Source organism: Accumulibacter sp., assembly GCF_016789985.1.
Lineage (GTDB): Bacteria > Pseudomonadota > Gammaproteobacteria > Burkholderiales > Rhodocyclaceae > Accumulibacter.
In genome coordinates this window covers 1-20667 of sequence record NZ_JAEUOL010000079.1, presented here as the reverse complement: position 1 = coordinate 20667, position 20667 = coordinate 1, and the positions used below count along the sequence as shown (strand labels likewise).

General features: G+C 64.1%; 21 protein-coding genes and 1 pseudogene. 10 read left to right on the top strand and 12 right to left on the bottom strand.

Translation table 11 applies throughout. The annotated features are described in order from the left end of the window. Nucleotides 1-22 precede the first annotated feature (22 nt). Nucleotides 23-721 carry a 2-C-methyl-D-erythritol 4-phosphate cytidylyltransferase gene (gene ispD, locus JNK99_RS04780; RefSeq protein ID WP_291849375.1) on the top strand — a complete coding sequence of 233 codons (699 nt, stop codon included), beginning with the start codon at nt 23-25 and terminating at the stop codon, nt 719-721. Continuing rightward, a complete protein-coding gene (ispF, locus tag JNK99_RS04775; RefSeq protein ID WP_291849372.1) occupies nt 718-1197 on the top strand; it encodes a 2-C-methyl-D-erythritol 2,4-cyclodiphosphate synthase in 480 nt (159 codons plus the stop codon). Before ispD ends, ispF begins: the two co-directional genes overlap by 4 nt. Nucleotides 1198-1317: 120 nt before the next feature. Here the strand turns inward: ispF and JNK99_RS04770 are convergent, their stop codons facing one another. Together JNK99_RS04770 and JNK99_RS04765 are read right to left on the bottom strand one after the other, a co-directional pair. Further along, entirely contained in the window at nt 1318-2385 is a 1068-nt protein-coding gene (locus JNK99_RS04770; RefSeq protein ID WP_291849369.1) for a toll/interleukin-1 receptor domain-containing protein, read from the bottom strand. 65 nt (nt 2386-2450) lie between these two features. Beyond that, a complete protein-coding gene (locus JNK99_RS04765; RefSeq protein WP_291849366.1) occupies nt 2451-3401 on the bottom strand; it encodes an N-acetylmuramoyl-L-alanine amidase in 951 nt (316 codons plus the stop codon). 368 nt (nt 3402-3769) lie between these two features. Between JNK99_RS04765 and JNK99_RS04760 the strand changes: the two genes are divergently transcribed. From JNK99_RS04760 to JNK99_RS04735, 6 genes are all read left to right on the top strand, one after another. Further along, nucleotides 3770-4861 (top strand): hypothetical protein, encoded by a 1092-nt coding sequence (locus JNK99_RS04760; RefSeq protein ID WP_291849363.1) that lies wholly within the window; start codon nt 3770-3772, stop codon nt 4859-4861. Nucleotides 4862-5040: 179 nt separating this feature from the next. Next, on the top strand, nt 5041-5766 hold the full coding sequence (locus tag JNK99_RS04755; protein WP_291849360.1) for a queuosine precursor transporter: 726 nt from the start codon (nt 5041-5043) through the stop codon (nt 5764-5766). Nucleotides 5767-6069: 303 nt separating this feature from the next. After that, complete coding sequence (locus JNK99_RS04750; RefSeq protein ID WP_291849356.1) at nt 6070-7590, top strand: wax ester/triacylglycerol synthase family O-acyltransferase; 1521 nt, start codon at nt 6070-6072, stop codon at nt 7588-7590. A gap of 4 nt (nt 7591-7594) precedes the next feature. Next, the gene (locus JNK99_RS04745; protein WP_291849353.1) at nt 7595-8386 is read left to right on the top strand and encodes an alpha/beta hydrolase; all 792 of its coding nucleotides are present in this window, start codon (nt 7595-7597) and stop codon (nt 8384-8386) included. Next, nucleotides 8383-9354, top strand: a complete 972-nt coding sequence (locus JNK99_RS04740; protein ID WP_291849350.1) for an alpha/beta hydrolase — start codon at nt 8383-8385, stop codon at nt 9352-9354. The genes JNK99_RS04745 and JNK99_RS04740 overlap by 4 nt, the downstream gene beginning before the upstream one ends. 220 nt (nt 9355-9574) lie before the next feature. Beyond that, entirely contained in the window at nt 9575-10918 is a 1344-nt protein-coding gene (locus tag JNK99_RS04735; protein ID WP_291849347.1) for an FAD-dependent oxidoreductase, read from the top strand. A gap of 108 nt (nt 10919-11026) precedes the next feature. On the opposite strand, the gene JNK99_RS04730 is transcribed toward JNK99_RS04735, so the two are convergent. The 7 genes from JNK99_RS04730 to JNK99_RS04700 all read right to left on the bottom strand — a co-directional run bounded on the left by JNK99_RS04730 (nt 11027) and on the right by JNK99_RS04700 (nt 17283). Continuing rightward, on the bottom strand, nt 11027-11545 hold the full coding sequence (locus tag JNK99_RS04730; protein WP_366518709.1) for a GNAT family N-acetyltransferase: 519 nt from the start codon (nt 11543-11545) through the stop codon (nt 11027-11029). 194 nt (nt 11546-11739) lie between these two features. After that, complete coding sequence (pstB, locus tag JNK99_RS04725) at nt 11740-12531, bottom strand: phosphate ABC transporter ATP-binding protein PstB (protein ID WP_291849404.1); 792 nt, start codon at nt 12529-12531, stop codon at nt 11740-11742. Between the two features lie 38 nt (nt 12532-12569). Further along, nucleotides 12570-13520 (bottom strand): phosphate ABC transporter permease PstA, encoded by a 951-nt coding sequence (gene pstA / locus JNK99_RS04720; protein WP_291849342.1) that lies wholly within the window; start codon nt 13518-13520, stop codon nt 12570-12572. 2 nt (nt 13521-13522) lie between these two features. Then, complete coding sequence (gene pstC, locus JNK99_RS04715; protein WP_291849338.1) at nt 13523-14488, bottom strand: phosphate ABC transporter permease subunit PstC; 966 nt, start codon at nt 14486-14488, stop codon at nt 13523-13525. A gap of 83 nt (nt 14489-14571) precedes the next feature. Further along, nucleotides 14572-15576 carry a PstS family phosphate ABC transporter substrate-binding protein gene (locus JNK99_RS04710; protein ID WP_291849336.1) on the bottom strand — a complete coding sequence of 335 codons (1005 nt, stop codon included), beginning with the start codon at nt 15574-15576 and terminating at the stop codon, nt 14572-14574. Nucleotides 15577-15749: 173 nt separating this feature from the next. Further along, a complete protein-coding gene (locus JNK99_RS04705) occupies nt 15750-16235 on the bottom strand; it encodes a hypothetical protein (RefSeq protein ID WP_291849334.1) in 486 nt (161 codons plus the stop codon). 19 nt (nt 16236-16254) lie between these two features. Then, nucleotides 16255-17283, bottom strand: a complete 1029-nt coding sequence (locus JNK99_RS04700) for a PstS family phosphate ABC transporter substrate-binding protein (RefSeq protein ID WP_291849332.1) — start codon at nt 17281-17283, stop codon at nt 16255-16257. A gap of 262 nt (nt 17284-17545) precedes the next feature. Here JNK99_RS04700 and JNK99_RS04695 point away from each other — a divergent pair, with 262 nt between their 5' ends. Next, nucleotides 17546-18298: an SDR family oxidoreductase gene (locus tag JNK99_RS04695; RefSeq protein ID WP_291849330.1), complete on the top strand. Its 753-nt coding sequence runs from the start codon at nt 17546-17548 to the stop codon at nt 18296-18298. A gap of 33 nt (nt 18299-18331) precedes the next feature. Next, nucleotides 18332-19168, top strand: a complete 837-nt coding sequence (locus JNK99_RS04690) for a pyruvate, water dikinase regulatory protein (RefSeq protein ID WP_291849327.1) — start codon at nt 18332-18334, stop codon at nt 19166-19168. Here the strand turns inward: JNK99_RS04690 and JNK99_RS04685 are convergent. From JNK99_RS04685 to JNK99_RS04675, 3 genes and pseudogenes are all read right to left on the bottom strand, one after another. Further along, entirely contained in the window at nt 19165-19485 is a 321-nt protein-coding gene (locus tag JNK99_RS04685) for an AzlD domain-containing protein (protein WP_291849324.1), read from the bottom strand. The genes JNK99_RS04690 and JNK99_RS04685 overlap by 4 nt on opposite strands. Further along, entirely contained in the window at nt 19482-20288 is an 807-nt protein-coding gene (locus JNK99_RS04680) for an AzlC family ABC transporter permease (protein WP_291849321.1), read from the bottom strand. Before JNK99_RS04680 ends, JNK99_RS04685 begins: the two co-directional genes overlap by 4 nt. Next, nucleotides 20281-20667, bottom strand: a pseudogene (locus tag JNK99_RS04675) (pentapeptide repeat-containing protein); the annotation flags it as partial. The pseudogene JNK99_RS04675 and the gene JNK99_RS04680, both read right to left, overlap by 8 nt.

Here is a 20667-nt window from a genome sequence, read left to right as displayed (position 1 = left end):
CTTCTTGACTTAAAATTAGTCCATGTTACGTCACTACGCAATCGTTCCCGCGGCGGGAAGCGGCTCCCGCTTCGGCGGCGAGTTACCAAAGCAGTACCGGTTGGTCGCCGGGCGACCCTTGATCCATCATAGTCTTGCCGCACTCTGCCGCTACCCGTCGATCGACCGCGTCTGGGTCGTTCTTTCGCCCGCTGACCGATGGTGGCGGCAGCACGACTGGAGCAGCCTCGGCCACAAGCTCGAGACCGTCTTCTGTGGCGGGGCGACGCGCACCGACAGCGTGGCCAATGGCCTGCGTGCGGCAGCTACGGCGGTTCACGACGACGACTGGGTGCTGGTGCATGATGCGGCCCGTCCTTGCCTGTCGCAACAGATGCTCTCGTCACTGTGCGCCGAACTGGCCGACGATCCGGTCGGCGGCTTGCTGGCCGTGCCGGTCGCCGATACGCTGAAGCGCGCCGATGCCGTCCAGCGGGTGGCGCGTACCGAGTCGCGCGAGGGTCTCTGGCAGGCGCAGACGCCGCAGATGTTTCGCTACGGATTGTTGAGCCGGGCGCTCGCCGAGTACCCCGGCGGGACCGACGAGGCATCGGCGGTCGAAACGGCCGGCTGGCAGCCACGGCTGGTACGTGCCGACGCCAGCAACCTGAAGGTGACCTATCCGGCCGACCTGCGCCTGGCGGAAATCATCCTGCAGGCCAGAGCGAGGACGGGCGAATGATCCGGGTTGGCCAGGGTTGCGACATTCACGCGCTGGTGCCCGGTCGCCGTCTGATTCTCGGTGGCGTAGACATCGCCCATGATGTGGGTCTGCTCGGGCATTCGGACGCCGATGCGCTGCTCCACGCGATCATCGATGCCTTGCTCGGCGCCGCTGCGCTGGGCGACATCGGCCACCATTTTCCCGATAGCGACGAGCACCATCGCGGCGCCGACAGCCGCCAGTTGCTGCGCGCCACGCTGGCACTGCTGGCACAGGCCGGCTGGCGGGTGGGCAATGTGGACGCCACGATCATCGCCCAGCGGCCGCGCATGGCGCCGCATCTGCCACGGATGGTGGCCAACATCGCGGCCGATCTGCAGGTGTCGACCGACTGCGTCAACGTCAAGGCCAAGACCGCCGAGCGGCTCGGTTTGGTCGGGCGCGGCGAGGGAATCGTTAGCGAGGCGGTCGTGCTGATCACCCGGCTGCCCTGAGCCGTCGGGAATCTCTGCCGGTGGTGAGTCGCCTCGAGTTGCGGCGCGGCGCAGGATTCGGCAAGTCGAAGCGGCGGAAGAGGGGGCTTTCCCCATGCCGGCCGGCGGACGCCAGCCGGGTCATTGTTCCTGTCTGATGCGCGTCAGATGGGCGGCACGTTCCTTCTGCTCACTGTTCAACCACAGGCTGCCGATCATGCTCCTGCCGTCGGAGGCCAGCGTGACGTGCAGATTGCCGGTATCGACCACTGCCTCGCCAGGACTGCTGATCACTTCCAGGGCAATGTCCACCACCGTACTGCCGTCCGCCGCGAGATGGCTGCTGCCCTTGCCACGGTAAGCGATAGCCAGCAGATCGGTGGCCGAGTGTTCACGCCAGAAGCGGCGATAGTCGGCCCAGTCGGCGCGCTGGCTGATATTCACGGGCCGGCTGAGCAGCGTCAGCTCCGTTCCGCTCTGGCGCAGCGCGAGGGTCAGTTGCTCGTCGGGTGCCAGCGCCGCCAGCCAGCCGCCGTCAACAGTGGGTGGGGTGGTGGTCGGCAGCCCGCCCGGCAGGGCCGGCGGTGCCGGTCGCCGCAGGGTATACCAGCCGCCGGCGAGGGTCAGGATGAGGCTGGCGGTGAGGGCGGCGGCCAGCGCCGGGGTGAGCCGCTGTTTCGGCTTCGGCTGGTCGGCGGGGGCGGTTGTTGCGTCGTCTTCGGCCAGCGACGAAGTGGCCGCCGGGGCAAGGCCGAGCGCGTCCAGGTCGTCGACCAGACGCTGCAGGTCGTTCTTCCAGTCATAGGCGCGCAGTGGCCGCCAGGTGAATTCGCCCAGACGGTCGAACGGCGGCGGCAGCGTGGCGGCATCGGGTGGCCCCGGCAGGTCATCGCAGAGCAGTGGTATGAGGTGCGCGCCGGCCGCCAGCGCGGCGACGACCTCGCGCCGCACCGGGTCGTCCGGATCGACGATGCGCAAGGCACCCGTCTCGTCGGTCGCGGCCAGCAGTTGCGGGGTCAGCAGCAGCAGGAGGACGGGCTGTTGCCTGAGGGTGCGCGCTATTTCGTCGCGCCAGCGGACACCGGCCCGCAGATCATCCTTGTCCAGGAAAACCTGCTCGTCGCCGAACCGTTCGCCCAGATCACGCGCCAGGGCGGTTGCCTTGTCGCGGCCGTCGGCGGTGCGATAGCTGATGAACAGCCGCGCCATCGCCCGTCTAGTCGGGAGGTGTGCCGGATGGTGCCGCGCTGGCGCCGGTCATGTGGGCAGACCCGCTATTCATCTTGCCCGGCGTGCTGCTTCCTGGCGCGTCGCGCCTTCTTGCCGGTCTGTTTCCGGCCTGCACCCCTGGTGCCTTCCGGCATGTCGGGCGCTGCGCCGGCGATGGCTGCCGCCGGCGTACTGCGGGTGTTGCCCAGCGGTGCGATGAAGGCGTTGCTCACCCAACCCTCGACTTCGGCGTTGGCGACCACTTCGACCAGACTCCAGCGGTCGCGTGCCTCGAGAAGGAAGACCTCGGTTCCCTTCCTGAGCGCCGCAGCGACCGGTTCGAAGCTGGCGTCAGGACCCTTACGGATGTTGAGGCTGCTGGCCGTGACCCGGTAGCGCTGCGGGGAATCACTTTCGCGGCCGAGGACCCGGCTCTTCACCGCGGCCAGAGGGAAAGCCGGGCCGGGGTCGCTCTTGCGGCCGGGGGCGATGTCTTCGTGGCCGAGGACGTCCTGCAGGCCGTAGTGTTCGACCAGCAGGTCGGCGAGTTCCAGTGCGCGTTCGATCTGCACCTCGCTGTAGCTATGCCAGGGCGATAGAGGTCCGCCGTTGCGATGCACGGCCAGCAGGACTTCCTCTTCCGGGTAGACCTTGCCGAACCACGCTTGGTACTGGCTACCGACTCGCTTGAGCAATCCGGCGTTGTCCATCTCGATACCGATCGAGTGTGCATTGAGGCCCACCAGACCTGCCCACTGGCTGACGCCGGCATGCCAGGTGACGATGTTGAACGGCGCCAGCTGGACGATCCGTCCATCGCGTCCGAGCACGACGTGTGCCGACGCGTTGCCCTGCGGTTTTCGGGTGCACAGGGACTCCACCGAGCTCTCGAGCGAGCGTCCGGCGGTGTAGTGCAGCACCAGATAGCTGGGGGTCATGACGCCGCCACGGTTGGGTGTGTCGCGGTGGTTGACCTGGTCGCCGACCAGTTTGTGGTTTTCGATTCGCAGAGTCATGGGCTGTCCTCGCTGGGGTTGGTTGGGATCTGCGGATGATGCATCGCTGACGCGTCCCGAGAAAGTGCATGCGCCGTGCCGTGACGTTCCCGGATTCGGCGAAGCAACCGCCCGCTGCGCGCCGCATGGCACGCGACGGCGCACGGTCCGCATCAGTGCAGTCGGTAGCCTAAGCTACAGCGAGTCGGAGTGCAAATGGCACCCGACGTTCCCGCCGCAAGGTGTCACCGCCGACAAAGCCGACCCACCTGCGGTGCGACGGGCAAGCGATTGGCTGGCTTGGACAACCGGGTGCGTGGGAAAGCAACCTCCATGAGGATCAAGCTGAGCTAGAATCGGCGGTTTTGATTTTCGACGAGATGCCTTCCATGAAACCAGTGATCAAGAAACTGTTCATTGCCACCACCTTTTTCCTGACCGCAGGCACGGTCGCCGCGCTTGCCGCCGAATCCGAAACTGACTTCAAGGAGCAGGCGGCACGGCTGGTCAAGGTCGAAAACCCGGAGGTGTTGCCGACCATCAAACGCGTCGTGATCACCAGCTTCATGGTCGACTTCGTCAGCGAGCTGAAGTACAGCAAGTCGCTGACCGGACTGGACGCCCTGATCGGTGCTGATTCGGACGTGGCGATCAGGCTGGTCGGCAGCAGCAACGAGCAGTTTCAGGCGATTGCCGACAGCTTCTATGAGCAGACCGTCGAGCAACTCCAGGCGCGTGGCATCGAGGTCGTCGGCCGCGAGGAGCTTGCTGCCCTGCCGGAGTTTACCGAGCTTGCCGCGTCCGGCGTCATGCCCTTGCCCAGCGAACAGGACGCCAAGGCCGGCAAGGGTCTGTTTTTCAGTGCCAAGGGGTTGCCGCTGCACCTGATCGACGAAACGCAGTTCATCACGACCATCTCGTTCGGCAAAAAGAAAGAGGATGACTACCTGACCTTCGGCACCCGCTTCTCGGGTGGTTTCACCGCCGCCCAGACGCAGCAGCTGGAGAGCCGGATTGCCAAGCAGCTCGATGCGACCCTGCTCAAGGTGCGCCTGACGGTGCTCGGCGGCCAGTTGACCCCGGACACCAGTTTCTGGACGAGCGGCAAGGTGACGACGCGTGCCGCAGCCAGTTTCGTGAACTTTGTTACCCGCCATGCGTTCATCACGCCGGACGGCAACAAGGCACGCGTGTCGCTGCAGGAGACGGTCGCCACCGATGAGATCGGCGTACTCATCAACACCACCAGCGACGGCACCAAGGCCGTCGATACGGCCAAGAACGTCGCTCTGGTGGCGCTCAACGTGGCGAGTTTGGCGGCTCGTCTCGGTGGCATGCGCAGCGGCTATACCGGTGGTTTTTCGGCGACCAGCGAGTACGAGTGCCGCGTTCAACCCGAACTGTTCGAGAAGACGCTGCTGAGCCACCACCAAACGATCGCCCGGATGTTTGGCGAGCGTCTGCAGAATCCGGGGCAGTGAATCTGTGCTCAGGGCAGGGGACTAACGCACGCCTCTTCCAGCGCGGCAGCGGTAGGAGGCAGCGTGAGCGATTCGTCCGCCGGACCGGGATCTGAACCCGTGGGGTGGCTGCCGGCAAACGGGCGGAGCAGGCGACCTGGTCGTGCCTTCGGTCCGGCTTCGAGCGCAGGAAAACCGACATGAGCGAGGCCCAGCCGTCGTTGGACAGACTTCGCGGCTACCGCTACTACGACCTGCTGATGGCTGCCTTCGTCGCCGTCTACCTGTGCTCCAATCTGATCGGTCCGGCCAAGGCAGCGCAGCTTTCGCTGCCCATGGTCGGGCCGCTGACCTTCGGCGCCGGTGTGCTGTTTTTTCCCATATCGTACATCTTCGGCGACATCCTCACCGAGGTCTATGGTTATGCTCGGGCGCGACGAGTGATCTGGGCCGGCTTCGCGGCAATGGCCTTTGCCTCGCTGATGGCTTGGGTGGTGGTGGAGCTGCCGCCAGCGCCCGAGTGGCAGAATCAGGCGGCCTACGAAATCGCTTTCGGATCGACCTGGCGGATTGTTCTGGCGTCGCTGATTGCCTTCTTTTGCGGCGAGTTCGCGAACTCCTTCGTGCTCGCCAGGATGAAGATTCTTACCCGTGGGCGCTGGTTGTGGACACGCACCATCGGTTCGACGATCGTCGGCGAGGGAGTCGATTCGGCATTGTTCTATCCCCTGGCATTCCATGACTCCGGTCTGATCCCGAACGAAATCCTCTGGCAGGTGATGCTTTCGCAGTTTGTCGCCAAGCTGCTGGTCGAAGTCGTGTTTACGCCGCTGACCTACTTGGTGGTGGGCGCGCTGAAGCGGGCGGAAGTCGAGGACTATTACGATCTGCGCACCAACTTCACCCCCTTCAGCCTGAAGACCTGAGATCCGGCTGCATCCGCCGGCATTCCCGGCCCTTGCAATGACCATCGCGGTGGGTGATTGCCCGGGAACCCTCCGCTGACCGTGTAATGACAGTCGAAAATTCCTGTCAGTGCCGCGCCGTGCTGCTGGTTGCCTCGTCCGGCGGGCCGGATTCGGCAGCGTTGTGTTTTTGGCGGCGTTTACCGTCTCTGCGCGGATCAGCGGGTCCCTTCCAAAATCGCAGCGGGCCGGCTAAAGTGTCGCGCCTGAGCAGGTCGTGGGGCGGCAGCCAGTGGCTGAGACGCGGGGTGTGCAATGAGAAACATGAGTGGGCTGGACGGGATTTTCCTGCACCTGGAGACGGCGGCGACGCCGATGCATGTCGCCGCACTCTATGTCATCGCGCCGCCGGCCGGCAAGGACGGCAGCTTCGCGAGCGACATCCGGCAGCAACTGATACCGCGCCTCGCGCTGTCGCCCTTCTTCCGCGCCCGCTTGGCGGAGATGCCGCTGCAGTTGGCCAACCCGGTGTGGGTCGACGGCGGCGAGCCGGACTTTGCCTACCACCTGCGCCAGGTTGTTCTGCCGCAACCAGGCGGCTTCCGTGAACTGGAGGCCTGTGTCGGCGCGCTGCACTCGACGCTGCTCGATCGTCGCCACCCGCTTTGGGAGTTGACGGTGATCGAAGGACTGGCCAGTGGCGAAGTCGGCATGTACCTGAAGATTCACCATGCAGCACTCGACGGGGTTTCCGGAATGGCCCTCGCCGCCGCGCTGTTCGACGCCAGCTCCGAGCCGGGCGAGCCGCCGGTCGACTGGCGGGGGCAGATTGGCGAAGCAGAAACCGCCGGTCTGAGGCAGAGGCTTGGCGCCAGCTTCCGCCATACCACTGCGCAGTATCTGAAACTGCTCCGGCACCTGCCTGACGGGCTCAAGATCTTCGCCGATCTGGTCAGCCCGGCAGGGGACGGAGCGCTGCCGGGCATGCGGCAGAACCTGACGTTTGGCCCGAGAACGCCGATCAATGTGCCGATCAGCGGAGTGCGTGGGTTTGCTGCGGTGTCGCTGCCGTTGCCGGCGGTCAAACAGGTCGCCGAACGGCATGCCGCGACGCTCAACGATGTCGTGCTCACCTTGTGCAGCAGCGCCTTGCGTGCTTACCTGGCAAAGCTTGACGCGCTGCCACGCAGGTCGCTGATTGCCACCATGCCCGTATCGCTGCGCGCTGCTGGAAATACCGAGACGACCATCCAGGCCACGCTGACTCTGGTCCGGCTGGCGACCAATCTTGCCGACCCCTTGCGGAGACTGCAGGCAGTGCGCGCCGCTGCCGCCGCGGCCAAGGCCTTGACGAGGCGCGCGCGGTCGATCATTCCGACCGACTTTCCGTCGCTCGGCGTGCCCTGGATTGTCGGCGGGCTGGCTTCGCTGTATGGCCGTTCCGGCCTTGTCCGGCACATCCCGCCGTTGGCCAACGTGGCGATTTCCAACGTGCCGGGTCCGCGCCAGGCGCTCTACATCGCGGGTGGCCGAGTTCGTGCCTGCTGGCCGCTGAGTATCGTCGCGCATGGCCTGGGGCTCAACATCACGGTTTTCAGTTACTGCGATTCGCTTGATTTCGGCCTGACCGTCGCGCACGATGCGTTGCCGGACGTGCACCCGCTGGCGCAGGCACTAACTGTCGCCTTTGCCGAACTGGAGCAAATGCCAGCCGATTCGCCGGCCGGCACCACAACGAAACGGCGCGTCCGCCGCGCCACGTCGACCCGTCGGCCGGCGGACACGACGCCGGCTCCAGCAGAAGTGGCGACGCCGCCGGGCATGACTCAAGCAGGAGGAGGATAAGCGGATGTACGAACCCCATCATTGGTATGAGCTTGGTCTCTTGCGTTCCCCGGGCTGGGTGCGGCTGGCCCTGGAGATGCGTGCCGGCTGGGAATACGGTGCGAGCATCGCCGCGACACCACTGCTGAGCATGGCGCCACATGGCGATGGCCACCCGGTGCTGGTGTTTCCCGGTCTGATCACCGGCGACCTGTCGACATTGCCGCTGCGCAACTACCTGCGTAGCCGCGGCTACACGGTTTCCCCGTGGGGACTGGGTATCAACCGCGGGCCACGCGAAGGGGTCGTCGATGCGTGTATCGAACTGCTTGACCGACTGGCGCATGCGCATGGACGATCGGTCAGCCTGATTGGCTGGAGTCTCGGGGGCATTTATGCGCGAGAGTTGGCGAAGGCCAGGCCGGATATCGTGCGCCAGGTGATCACCATGGGAACGCCATTCACCGGTCATCCGAAAGCGACCAATGCCTGGCGTATCTACGAGTGGGCGACCGGTCACAAGATCGACGCCCCCGACCTGCACCAGCCGCTGCGTACCCCGCCGCCGGTGCCGACGACCTCGATCTTCAGCCGCAGCGATGGCGTCGTGGCCTGGCAATGCAGCCTCGAGCGCGAGAGCCCGCACACCGACAACATCGAGGTCCAGGCGAGCCATCTCGGCATGGGACTGAACCCGCTGACACTGTACGCGATCGCCGATCGGCTGGCGCAGCCGGAGGACGACTGGCGTCCCTTCGATCGCTCGGGATTCAGGAGTTACCTTTATCCCGATCCGCGTCGTCAGGCGAGATATTGAGTGGCGCTGGCGGTGCTTCGTGGCAGGCGGGCGATGCACGGCCGCTTGATCCGGTGGCACTCCCCGGCGAAGCGCTGGTGTCCGCCAACGGAATCGAACTCTGCTATCAGAGCCTCGGGGACCCCGAGGCGCCGGTGATCCTTCTGGTGATGGGGCTGGGCATGCAGCTGGTGGCCTGGCCGGACGCTTTTTGTGCCCGCCTGGTCGAAGCCGGTTTTCGCGTCATCCGCTTCGACAACCGCGACGCTGGCCGTTCGACGCGCCTCGTCTGGCGCCGGCGGCCACGGCTGCTGCTGGCAATTGCCAAGGCCGTGCTGGGGCTGCCGGTTCGCGCGCCTTATCGTCTGGCCGACATGGCCGACGATGCGGCCGGCCTGCTCGATGCCCTGCACATCGAGCGTGTCCATGTCGTCGGTGTCTCACTGGGCGGCATGATCGCCCAGTGCCTGGCAGCCCGCCATCCGGAGCGATTGCTCAGCCTGACCTCGATCATGTCGACCAGTGGCAACTGGCGCGTCGCTTTCGGCAAGCCGGCCGCCATGCGGCAATTGTTCAGCCGGCCGGCGAGACCAGACGATCCGGCCAGCCAGGTCGATCACCTGTTGCGCGTCTTCAGCATCATCGGCAGCCCCGGTTTTCCAACCGACCCGGTCGAACTGCGCCAGCAGCTCGAACGTGCAGTCGATCGCGCGCATTACCCGCGCGGACAGATCCATCAGTTGCTGGCCATTGCCGCCGCTGGCGACCGACGTCGCGAACTGGCCGGCATACGCGTCCCGACGCTGGTCATTCACGGCGCTGACGATCCGCTGCTGCCGGTGGCAGCGGGGCGGGACACGGCCAGATACATCGCGGGAGCTCGCCTGCAGATCATTCCAGGAATGGGGCACGACCTGCCGCCGGGCGTGCAGACGCTGCTGCTCGAGGCAATCATCGGACACTGCCGGGCGGCCTCGGCGGGCGCCTGACTGGCCAGACGGACGGCGGCAAGGCGTTCCCGAAGCACGCTGCGGGTCACCACCGGCGCATTGCTTGCCGAGTTCCGGAGGAATCAGGGACAATCTGCCTGCCGAGATGTTTGCGGCGGTCTGAGCACCGCTCCTCGGCAGCACCGATCCGTCAGTGGGTCATTTGTAAGCCCGGGCGACTCCGCGTCCGGGCGGATGTGTCACGAATGGAGAATCTACCATGCCCATTTCACGCAGGCAGTTCCTTGCCTCGGCGGGTGCGCTCGGCGCCACTGCCACCGCTTCCTCTCTGGCCCAGCCAGTCAATCCGCTCCCTTTCCTGATCACCATCCAGGGTGACGCGTTGCTGCCCAGGTCCTCTGGCCAGCGTGTGGTGATCTGCGGTGGTGGCTGGGGCGGGGTCAGCGCCGCCAAGCATCTCAAGAAGAACGATCCGAAGATCGAGGTTGTTCTGCTCGAACGAAACCCCGTCTTCTTTTCGTGCCCGATGAGCAACAAGTGGCTGGTCGATGTGGTGGATGGCAACTACCTGACCTGGAGCTATCTCGATGTTGCCAGCAAGTACGACTATCGCTTCATTCAGACCGAGGTCGTCGCCTTCGAACGTGACCGCAAACGCGTGATTACCGCCCAGGGCCATGTCGACTACGATTATCTGATCATTGGCGCCGGCATCCGTTACAACTATGAGGCGTGGTTCGGCAATGACCGCAAGGCTGCCGACTACACGCGTGCCCGCTACCCGGCGGCCTACATCCCGAATGCCGAGCACTTCATCCTCAAGGCAGAGATTCAGGGTTTCAAGGGCGGTGATCTGGTGATGACCCTGCCACCCCCGCCGCACCGTTGTCCGCCGTCGCCCTACGAGCGGGCCTGCCTGATTGCCGGTTTGTTCAAGCAGAACAGGGTGAAGGGGAAGATCATCATTCTCGACCCGAAGGATAGCCCCAAGCCGATTACCGAAGGTTTTCAGGAGGCGTTCTCGGTGCTCTATCGTGACCAGATCAGCTACGTGCCGAAAGCGGTGATTCAGGAGGTCGACCCGTTCAACCGACGAATCAGGACCAGCGCCGGCGACTTCCGCTTCGATCACGGCATTCTGATGGCACCGCATCAGGCCGGTGATATGGCGTGGAAGGCGGGGAGCATCGGGCGCAACCCCGAAGGTGCCCTGACGGGCTGGGCGGCGGTCGACCCGGTCTTTCTCAACCTGCGCGACGACCGGGACGTGTATGTGATTGGCGATGCGGTCGGCCTGGTCTCTCCGCAGTTCAACTTCTATCCCAAGGCTGGTCACGTTGCCAACGCGCACGCCAGGATCGTTGCGCGCTACATCGCCGATCGCGTGGCCGGCAAGGAAGCCAGGGCCACGTTGCCCGACAACCTGTGTTTCATGATGGTGAATGCCGCTCCCCGCGAAGATATTGCCGTGCGCTTTCGCTACCACTTCGACGACAAGGGAGTGATCATCCAGGAGCAGATCGACGACAACCTGCGGCGCGACGATCTGGTGACCGAGGACTTTCAGTGGGCAAGCCGGATGTACGAGGACATGTTCGGCTGATCCGGGGAGCCGCGCGCCGGATCGGTTCCCGGCAGTGTTCGGGTTCGGTGTAGCAGGCCGGGTGGTGTTCTCCGCCACCTGGCTGGCGCCGGCTGTGGTGACTGCCGGCTAGCTGCGGAAGACTCTCCCCAGGAGGCCGCCTCGCTGTCGCGCCCGCTCGTCGGGGATGTCACGGATGATTCGCAGTACACCGTCGTCGTTGGCGCTTTCCAGCACGACAAAGTGCAACGATCGGGCGAGCCTGAGCATTGCCTGGTTGTCGGCCAGCACCTGACCGGTCATCCGGCGCAGGCCACGTCGCGAAGCTTCGTGCAGCAGCGCCTGGATGATGCGCCGACCGATCCCCTGGCCCTGCCAGGCATCGCCTACCAGCACTGAAAGCGAGCACTCCTGGGCGTTCTCGTTGCAGACGAAACGACCGCCGGCGATCGGCGTCGGAAGTTCGTTGTCGGTTCGCAGCACGAGCAGCGCACAGGCCTGCTGCGGATCGACCGTCACCAACTGGCGTACCGTGTCATCCGAGAACTCGCCGATCGAGGCGAAGAAGCGGCTACGTCGGGCATTGGCCGATAGTTTGTTGAGCGACTCCTTGACCAGCGGGGCATCGCTCGGACGCATCGGGCGCATTGCAAGCCATACGCCGGCCCGGGTTTGCCAGCGGTCGACCAATTCCTTCATGCGGACGGGACTTCCCTGGAAACAGGAGCGGGGATGCCGCTGCCCTGGGACAATGTGACGACGAAGGCGCCAGTATCGCACGACAGGCCGGCGCTGCGCTGTTAGGACGAGTGCGCTGTCTGCCATGGTCGACGCTTGACCACCTAGCCGAAGCGGCCGGTGATGTACTCTTCGGTCAGCTTGGACGAGGGATTGGTAAAGATCTTCTTCGTGTCATCGAACTCGATCAGCTCGCCGATGTACATGAACGCGGTATAGGCGGAAACGCGTGCCGCCTGCTGCATGTTGTGGGTGACGATCAGGATGGTGACCCTTTCCTTGAGCTCGCTCACCAGTTCCTCGATCTTCGCCGTGGCGATCGGATCGAGCGCCGAAGTGGGTTCGTCGAAGAGCAACATTTCTGGGTCGGTGGCCAGCGCACGGGCGATGCACAGACGTTGCTGCTGGCCGCCGGAAAGGTTGAAGGCCAGATCACCGAGGCGGTCCTTGACTTCGCCCCACAAGGCGGCAGCTCGTAGCGCTTCCTCGACCTTCTCGTCGATCAGCGAACGATTGCGAACACCGCGGACGCGGAGGCCGTAGGCGACGTTTTCGTAGATCGACTTGGGAAACGGATTCGGTTTCTGGAAGACCATCGAAATGCGCATGCGTACCTCGATCGGATCGACCTGTCGGTCGACGATGTTCACGCCGTCCGGATAGAGCAGGATCTCGCCTTCGTAGCGCATGTTCGGATAGAGATCGTGCATGCGGTTGAAGCAGCGCAGGAAGGTCGATTTGCCGCAGCCCGAGGGACCGATCAGAGCGGTGACCTGATTTTTCTCGACTGGAAAGTCGATGTTCTTGAGGGCCTGAAAGTTGCCGTAGTAGAAGTTCAGTGCGTTGGCTCGTGCCTTCAGTTCGGCCGTCGGTTTGGCAGTCAGTGTGTTTGCGATGCTCACATTCCTATTCCCCGGTTTGGCGAATCATTGGTTCACCATTTGATCTTTTTGCGAAAGTGGTGGCGGATCCAGATGGCGATCGCGTTCATCGACAGGGTCATCACGACCAGTATCAGTCCGGCAGCGGCAGCGTTGGCCTGAAAAGCCTCCTCGGGTCGGGAGATCCAGTTGAACATCTGGATCGGCATGACGGTGAAGGGTGCCAGCAGCCACTCGAAGGAGAGCAGATGCTCGGCGTCACCAAATGGCGACGGCGGCAGGAAGGCGATGAAGGTCAACGCCCCGATCGTGATGATCGGGGCCGTTTCGCCGATCGCCCGCGCCAGACCGATGATCACTCCGGTCATGATGCCGGGCAGCGAGTACGGAATGATGTGGTGCGCCACCATCTGCCACTTGGTGGCACCACAAGCGTAGGCGCCTTCGCGAATGTTCTGTGGAATGGTGCGGATCGCTTCGCGCGTGGCGACGATGACCACCGGCAGAATCAGCAGGGCGAGCGTCAGTCCGGCTGCGGCGATGCTTTGTCCGAGTCCGAACTGGTACACGAAAAGTCCCAGGGCGAGCAGGCCATAGATGATCGAGGGAACGCCGGCGAGATTGGTGACGTTGATCTCGATGATGTCGGTAAGCAGGTTCCTGGCGGCGTATTCTTCCAGGTAGATGCCGGCACCGACACCAAGCGGTACGGCTACCAGGGTGGTAACCAGCATGACCAGGACCGTCCCGACCCAGGCCGACAGGATGCCGGCGCTGGCCGCACGCCGCGACGGAAAACTGGTGAAGAATTCCCACGACAGGTGCGGCAAGCCATTGACCAGCATCTGACCGAACAGGGTGGCAAAGACCAGCAGGGCAGACAGCAGGGTGACAATGCCGAGCAGGCCGAACAACCCATCCCAGGTCTTGTGCCTGGCGATCAGGCGCCGTATCTCGTTTACTGCGGCATCGTTGGTGGTGGTCGGGTGCGATTGGGGGCTCATCTTCAGTAGGCCTCACGAAACCGTCGGCGCAGGAGGTGGCCAATGATGTTGAACAACAGGGTGATCAACAGCAGGGTCAGGCCGGCGGCAAAGATCGTCTGATAGCCGATCGAGCCGTGTGGCAGATCACCGAGCGCCACCTGCACGATGTAGGCGGTGATAGTGGCCGCCGGTTCGGCCGGGTTGAAGGTGAAATTGGGCTGCATGCCGGCGGCGATGGCGACCACCATCGTTTCCCCGACCGCCCTCGAGATGCCGAGGATGTACGACGAGGCAAGCCCCGACAGGGCGGCCGGGGTAACCACGAAAAGCGCCGTCTGCAGGCGCGTCGCGCCCATTGCGTAGGAGGCTTCGCGCATGTTCATCGGTACCGCGCGCATGGCGTCCTCGGACAGCGAACTGACGTAGGGAACGATCATGATGCCCATCACCAGTCCGGCTGCCAGCATGTTGAAGCCGGGCAGTCCGGGGTGGATCTTCTGCAGCAGAGGTGTCACGAAGAGCAGCGCGAAGTAGCCATAGACGATCGTCGGGACACCACCGAGCATCTCGAGGAAGGGCTTGGCGAGTTCGCGCACCCGAAAAGGCGCAAACTCCGAAAGGTAGATGGCCAGAACGGTACCGAAGGGAATCGCTACCAGCAGTGCGACCAGGGTGGTCGTCAGTGTGCCGGAGAGAAGCGCGATGATGCCGAAGTGGGCGTCGTCGAACAGCGGTGTCCACTGGGTATCGGTCAGGAAATCGAGTAATGGAACGGTGCGGAAAAAGACGATCGATTCCCAGACGAGGATCGCGACGATTGCCAGGGTGGTGAATACCGATACCAGGGCCGCCAGCAGAAGCAGGGTCTCGATGCTGCGTTCGGTCAGTCGGCGGCGAAGATTGGCAGCAACCTTGACCGGCCGCTGAACGGTGGTGGCCGCCGTGACCACCGGTTGCGGTGGGTACTTCAAGGAGATGCTGCTCATGAGTCTGCTTCCGGGATGCAGGGGTTGGCAAGGGGCCGGACCGGCCTGGCGGGCATCGCCGGCAGGGTCCGCTGCATTACCTTTCAGAGCTGTGCCTCGCGCTTCATCAACTCTTCAATGGTCAGGCCCACTTCGTTCCGGCCACCGAAGACGGTACCGAGTTTCTTCCTGGCGAGGTGATCGAGATTTCCCGTGTAGGCTTTTGCCGGCAACGGGATGTACTTGACCTCTTTGACCAGTTGCGTGGCGCTCTTCATGTAGAAGCCGACGAATTCGCGGACCTCGGCTTTGCCGATCGACTGCTCGCTGACGTAGATGAAGATTGGCCGGGAGAGCGGCTGGTAGGTGCCGTTCTCGACGCTCTCGGGTGTCGGTGCGACCGCTCCCTTGCCCGCGTCGATGGCCACCGCCTTCAATTTTTTCTGGTTTTCGATGTAGTAGGCAAAGCCGAAGTAGCCGAGGGCGCCCTTGTCGCCGGAAATTCCCTGGACGAGCACGTTGTCGTCTTCGGACGCCGTGAAGTCGCCACGGCTCGACTTGACCTTGCCGACGATGGCCTCGGTGAAGTAGTCGAAGGTACCCGAGTCTGCGCCGGCTCCGTAAAGCTTGAGCTTCTGGTCTGGCCAGGCCGGGTTGACGTCCCTCCAGCTATTGATCCTGCCCTGCGCGGCAGGCTCCCAGATCTTTTTCAGTTCGGCAACCGTCAGGCTCTTGATGAAGCCGTTCTGCGGATTGACCATCACGGTCAGCGCATCGTAGGCAACCGGCATTTCATAGTAGCGGATGCCGGCCTTGGCACATTCGTCCATCTCCTTCTTCAGGATTGGCCGCGAGGCGTTGGCGATGTCGGTTTCGCCACGACAGAATTTCTTGAAGCCACCGCCAGTGCCGGAGATGCCGACCGTGACATTCACCGCCCCTTTTCTGGCCTTCTGAAACTCCTCGGCGACGGCTTCGGTGATCGGGAAAACGGTGCTCGAACCGTCGATCTTGACCACCGGAGGCGCGGCGCCGGCCGAAGGGTGGACGGCAAGCGCAGTCAGCAGTGCAATGGTCGCGACGGCGGGACTGGATGCGAGATGATTCATCATGAACTCCTGGTTGGGTGTCTGGATCGCAACCCGAAGTCTGCGCTGGTCGTGTGACAAGCTGATGACGGCAACCGGAGGCGGTTGCCGACTTCTTTGCCGGGTCCGCCGCTCGCACGGCGAAGCGGCGGCAGGAAGGGCCGGCAGCGGCAGCAAGCCGAGGTCTCCGTGGGTTACGCGCTCTTGTCCATCGGCCGTTCCGGCGCGATCACGTCGCGTATGGCGCTTTTCAGGTCTGTGCGATCGAGTTCGACGAGCAGCAACAAACCGGCCCGTACGAGCGCCTGCTTGCCCGTACTGACTCCGGACTTCGCCAGGTGTTTCTTCAGTTTGGCCAGTTTCCGGCACTCCTCGCGGGTGAGCTGCACCTTGCAGCTCACGGTGCCGGATGTCTTGCGCTTGTTTCTCCTTTTGCCGGCTGGCGCTTCCCGGACAACTCCGGCGAGCCTTCTGATTTTCAGCTCATGGGCGGCCGCGACGATGGCGTCGATGCTGGAGGGCTTGGCTGGTGACGACATGAAACACTCCGTGACAGGTCGGGTGGATGGCAGGGTAATGGTGGTGGGGTCGAACCCGGCCCCGGATGGCCTCGGTTGCCGCAGCAGTACTCGTTGCCGCGCGGCGAGCCGGCCGGAACGGGGGGGCCGGCCGGGTTTCATGGACGATCGGCAGGGTTGGTCAGGAGCCGTGCATCAGGGCGCGGAAGATCTGCAGCGAGTCGGCCGGCCGCATGCGCGGCTTGTTCTCGCCACCATAGACGCTGCCAACCTTCCTGGCGGGGATGCGCTCGAGATTCTCGACATAGGCGCGGGCTGGCAGCGGCAGGTAGTTGGCTTCCACAACCAGCCGGGCAGCGTTCTTCATGCAGAAGTCGATGAACTCCTTGACCGCCGGCTTCTCCAGCGACTGTTCGCTGACATACAGGAAGAGTGGACGGGACAGCGGCTGATAGCTGCCGTTGCGAACGTTGTCGACCGTCGGCAGCACCGCCTGCTTGCCGTCACTGATCGCCACCGCTTTCAGTTTCTGTTTGTTTTCGACATAGTAGTCGAGGCTCAGATAACCCAGGGCGTCCTTGTCGGCAGCGATGCGTTGCGCCAGAACATCATGGTCCTCGGCCGTGCTGACGTCGGAACGGCTGGATTTGGCCGTGCCGACAATGACTTCGGTAAACGACTCGAAGGTTCCCGAGTCAGGGCCCGGAGAATAGAGCCTGATCCTCTCGGCCGGCCATGCCGGGTTGAGATCCTTCCAGGTGTGGATCCGGTGCTGGGCAGCAGGCTCCCAGAGCTTGCGCAGCTCGTCGACGCTCAGGCTGTTGACGAAGGTGTTCTGCGGATTGACCACCACGGTCAGCGCATCATAGGCCAGCGGCATCTCGTAGAAGCGGACGCCGGCCTTGGCGCATTCGTCCATCTCCTTCTTGAGGATCGGTCGCGATGCACTCGTGATGTCGGTCTCGCCGCGACAGAACTTGTTGAAGCCGGCCACCGTTCCGGATACGCCGATATTCACGTGCACCTCATGCAGCTTGGCGCGCTGGAAGTCCTGGGCAACCGCTTCGGTAATCGGATAGACGGCGCTCGATCCATCGATCCTGACGACAGGTGTCGCTGCAATCGCCAGGGGACTGAAGGCAAACGCGGCCGCAATGGCGACTGCGGGATACAGCGATGCTGCGGGTGTGGTGTAGAGATGGCGCTTCATGGTGAGCCTCCTTGGCTGGCTGGGGTAAGTCCGCGATGTCGTGACGACAGCCGGATTGTGTGACGGATTTGTGGCGAAATGATGACAGCCCGCCCTGTTCGGTGTCCGGCGCCTGCCTGGTCCCGTGCTCGCGGCGAACACGGATTGACCCGGTCGCGCGACATCGGGCGACGAGACAACGGGCGGTTTGCCTGGCTGGCTCCGGCACCGGATAATGCACGCTGGCGTGGACCAGGTGGGCCACGAAAGCAGGAGATCAAAGATGGATTTGTGGGCATGTCCGGCAGTGGTCACCGGGGCAGCATCGGGACTGGGTGCCGAGACCGCACGCTATCTTGCCGAGGCGGGTGCCCGGGTGACGGTGATCGATATCGATGCGGACGGGGTGCGGCGGGTTGCCGACGAGATCGGTGCGCAGGCGATTCACTGCGACGTGGCAAATTCCGAGGCGGCGGAAAGCGCCATCGCCAGGGCGCGCGAGGCCAATGGTCCGGCGAGGGTGCTCGTGCATTGCGTCGGACGAGGCCATTTCGAGCCGATCGTCGGTGTCGACGGCCCGATGCCGCTGGAAGATTTCCGCCAGCTCGTCGAGGTCAACCTGATCTCGACCTTCAACATGATGCGGCTGGCCGCCGCCGACATGGCCCGGCTGTCGCCACAGAGCAATGGCGAGCGCGGCATCATCCTGTCCACGGCGTCGGTTTCCGCTTATGAGGGGCAGAGTGGCGAAGCAGCCTACGCGGCATCCAAGGGCGGCGTGGTGAGCATGATCCTGCCGGCGGCGCGTGAGCTCGGTGCGCTGGGCATCCGCGTGGTCGGCATAGCCCCCGGGCTCTTCGGCACGCAGACACTCTTCGACATGGAGAAGAACCTCGACTCCCGACTGGCGCGGCAGATTCCGTTTCCACACCGTTTCGGGGATCCCGCCGAGTTTGCCATGCTCGTTCTGCACGTCATCAAGAATGTCATGATCAATGGCAGCGTGCTGCGTCTCGACGGTGGTTACCATCGCTGAGCGAATGACCTGCTGGCCCGGGAGGCTGCGCCGATGAGCAAGACCCTGATGCTGTATCTGGTTTCGCATGCCTCAGGCGAACTGGTCGAAATGCTGGCACGCAACGCCGTCACCCAGCTCGCCGGTGTCGAGACGCGGCGCCGGCTGTGGAAAATGGTGCGCCGGCTGGACCAGGTTCCCGCAATCCTCGGCGTACTCGCGGCCGTACCGGGTTACGTCCTGCACAGCATCAGCCACAGCGATGTCCGCGAGGCGCTCGAGGAGGGCTGTCGTCACCTGGGGATTCCCTATCAGTTTGCGCTCGAGCCGCTGCTTGGCCAGCTCTCCGACTACCTGGATGCGCCGGTGGTGTCGCACCACAGTTCCGGCGATGCCTTCGACGAGGACTACTTCCGCCGTGTCGAAGCCATGAAATACACCCTGGCTCACGACGACGGCATCGCCAGTGATGATCTTGAGGGCGCCGATGTGATCATCGTCGGCGTGTCACGGGCGACCAAGACGCCGACCTGCATGTACCTCGCCTCGCGTGGCATCAAGGCGGCCAACGTGCCGCTGGTGCCGGGGGCGCCCCCCCCGGTCGGGCTCTTGCGGGCGAACGGGCCTTTGATTGTCGGGCTGACCGTCGATCCGGCGCGTCTGGCAATGGTCCGCGCAGCACGCCTCAGTGCGCTCAAGGACGATGGCAACATCGACTACGCAGACCTCGATGCCCTGCGCAGGGAGGTGCTCGAAGCGCGTCGCCTGTTCATCCGGCGCGGTTGGCCGGTGATCGACGCCAGCCATCGTTCGATCGAACAGACGGCTTCAATGATCATCGAGATGCTGCGCAAGCGGGCAGGCGAAAACCATTCGGCCGCTGAGGGCTAGAAAAGCAGGCGATGTGCCAGAAATCCGACGAGGCCGATGGCGATGGTGGCGAGCAGCTTGCGCGTCACGACGCCGGCGATCAGGCTGAGCAGGGCGGCGATCAGGTAGGGGTTGGCCGGTGAAACGAACCAGTCGCCACGTGGCAGCAGGACGGCAGGCAGGGTGATCGCGGTGAGCACCGCCGGCGGGATGAAGTTGAGCGACTCGGCGAGCCAGGGTGCCAGACGAATCCGGTCGGCCAGCCCGAACAGCAGGTAGCGGATACCGAAGGTGACAGCGACCATGCCGGCGAGCATCCAGGCTTCGTTCGCACTCATCGCCGGGTCGTCCTGGTTTTTGCCCGGAGCATGCGCTGGGCTGTCAGACCCGACGCGATGCCGGCGAAGGCCGAAACGATGATCCCCAGCTTGTAGGGCAGCGCCAGGGTCAGCAGTGCGGCGGCACCGGCGGTCAGCACGCAGACGGCCATCGGTGCAGTCTTGACGAAGGGGATGATCATGCCGATGAAGGTGACCGGCATCGCCACGTCGAGCCCCCAGCCTTGCGCGTCGGGAATCCGGTTGCCGAGCAGCAGGCCGAGAAAACACCACAATTGCCAGTTGAGGTACATGGCGATCGACGAGCCGAGCTGGTACCAGTGCCTGCAGGGGGAGCTGTCGTTGCGTTGGAAGCGGTGCACGGCGACCGCGAAGGTTTCGTCGGTCAGCCAGAAGGCGAGCGGGATGCGCCATCTTTGTGGCAGATCCTTGAGGTAGGGCAGCAGGGTGGCACTGTAGAGCAGGTGGCGCAGGTTGACGATCAAAGTGGTCAGAACGATGATCGCCACCGGCGTCTGGGCGGCGACCAGTCCGACCGCGATGAATTGCGAGGAACCGGCGAAGACGAACACGGACATGGCCATGGCGGCGGCGATCGACAAGCCGGAAGTCGCGGCAATGGCGCCGTAGATCAGCCCGAAAGGAAGCGCGCCGAGCAGCAGTGGCAGAGTGTCGCGCACTCCCGAGACGAACTCGTCACGCTGCAGGGCTGACAGTTGATTGCTCAGGGGGGCTTCCTGCCGGATGTCGTGCGGCCCGTCGACGGTCGTGGTGTCGGCTTGCCCGGACCGGTGATCACTCATGCCGCATCGGGTTCAGCTCGCGGTAGCGCAGCTCGGCCGGGCTGACGACCTGCTTTTCGAGAATCGCCAGGAGATCCGCGGGGTCGTGATAGCGGACGATCGGTGTGACGACCGACGGTCGGCGCAGGATGTGGTCGCTGACCGGATATTCGCGCTGCGTTGCTTCGATGATCGGCACCACCGGTAGCGACGGGAACTGCGGGACGATCGCCTGCAGTTCGGCAGGAATGCTCCTGGGGTCGGAGAGGTCGGCGATCACAAAGCGCGAGACGGCGGCGAAGCGGACGATCGCTTCGATCAGGTCGCGCTCGCCGGGTTTCTCGAAATCGAACAGGATCGGCACGTACCGCAGCGGTGGCGTGGTCAGCGCCTTCTTCAG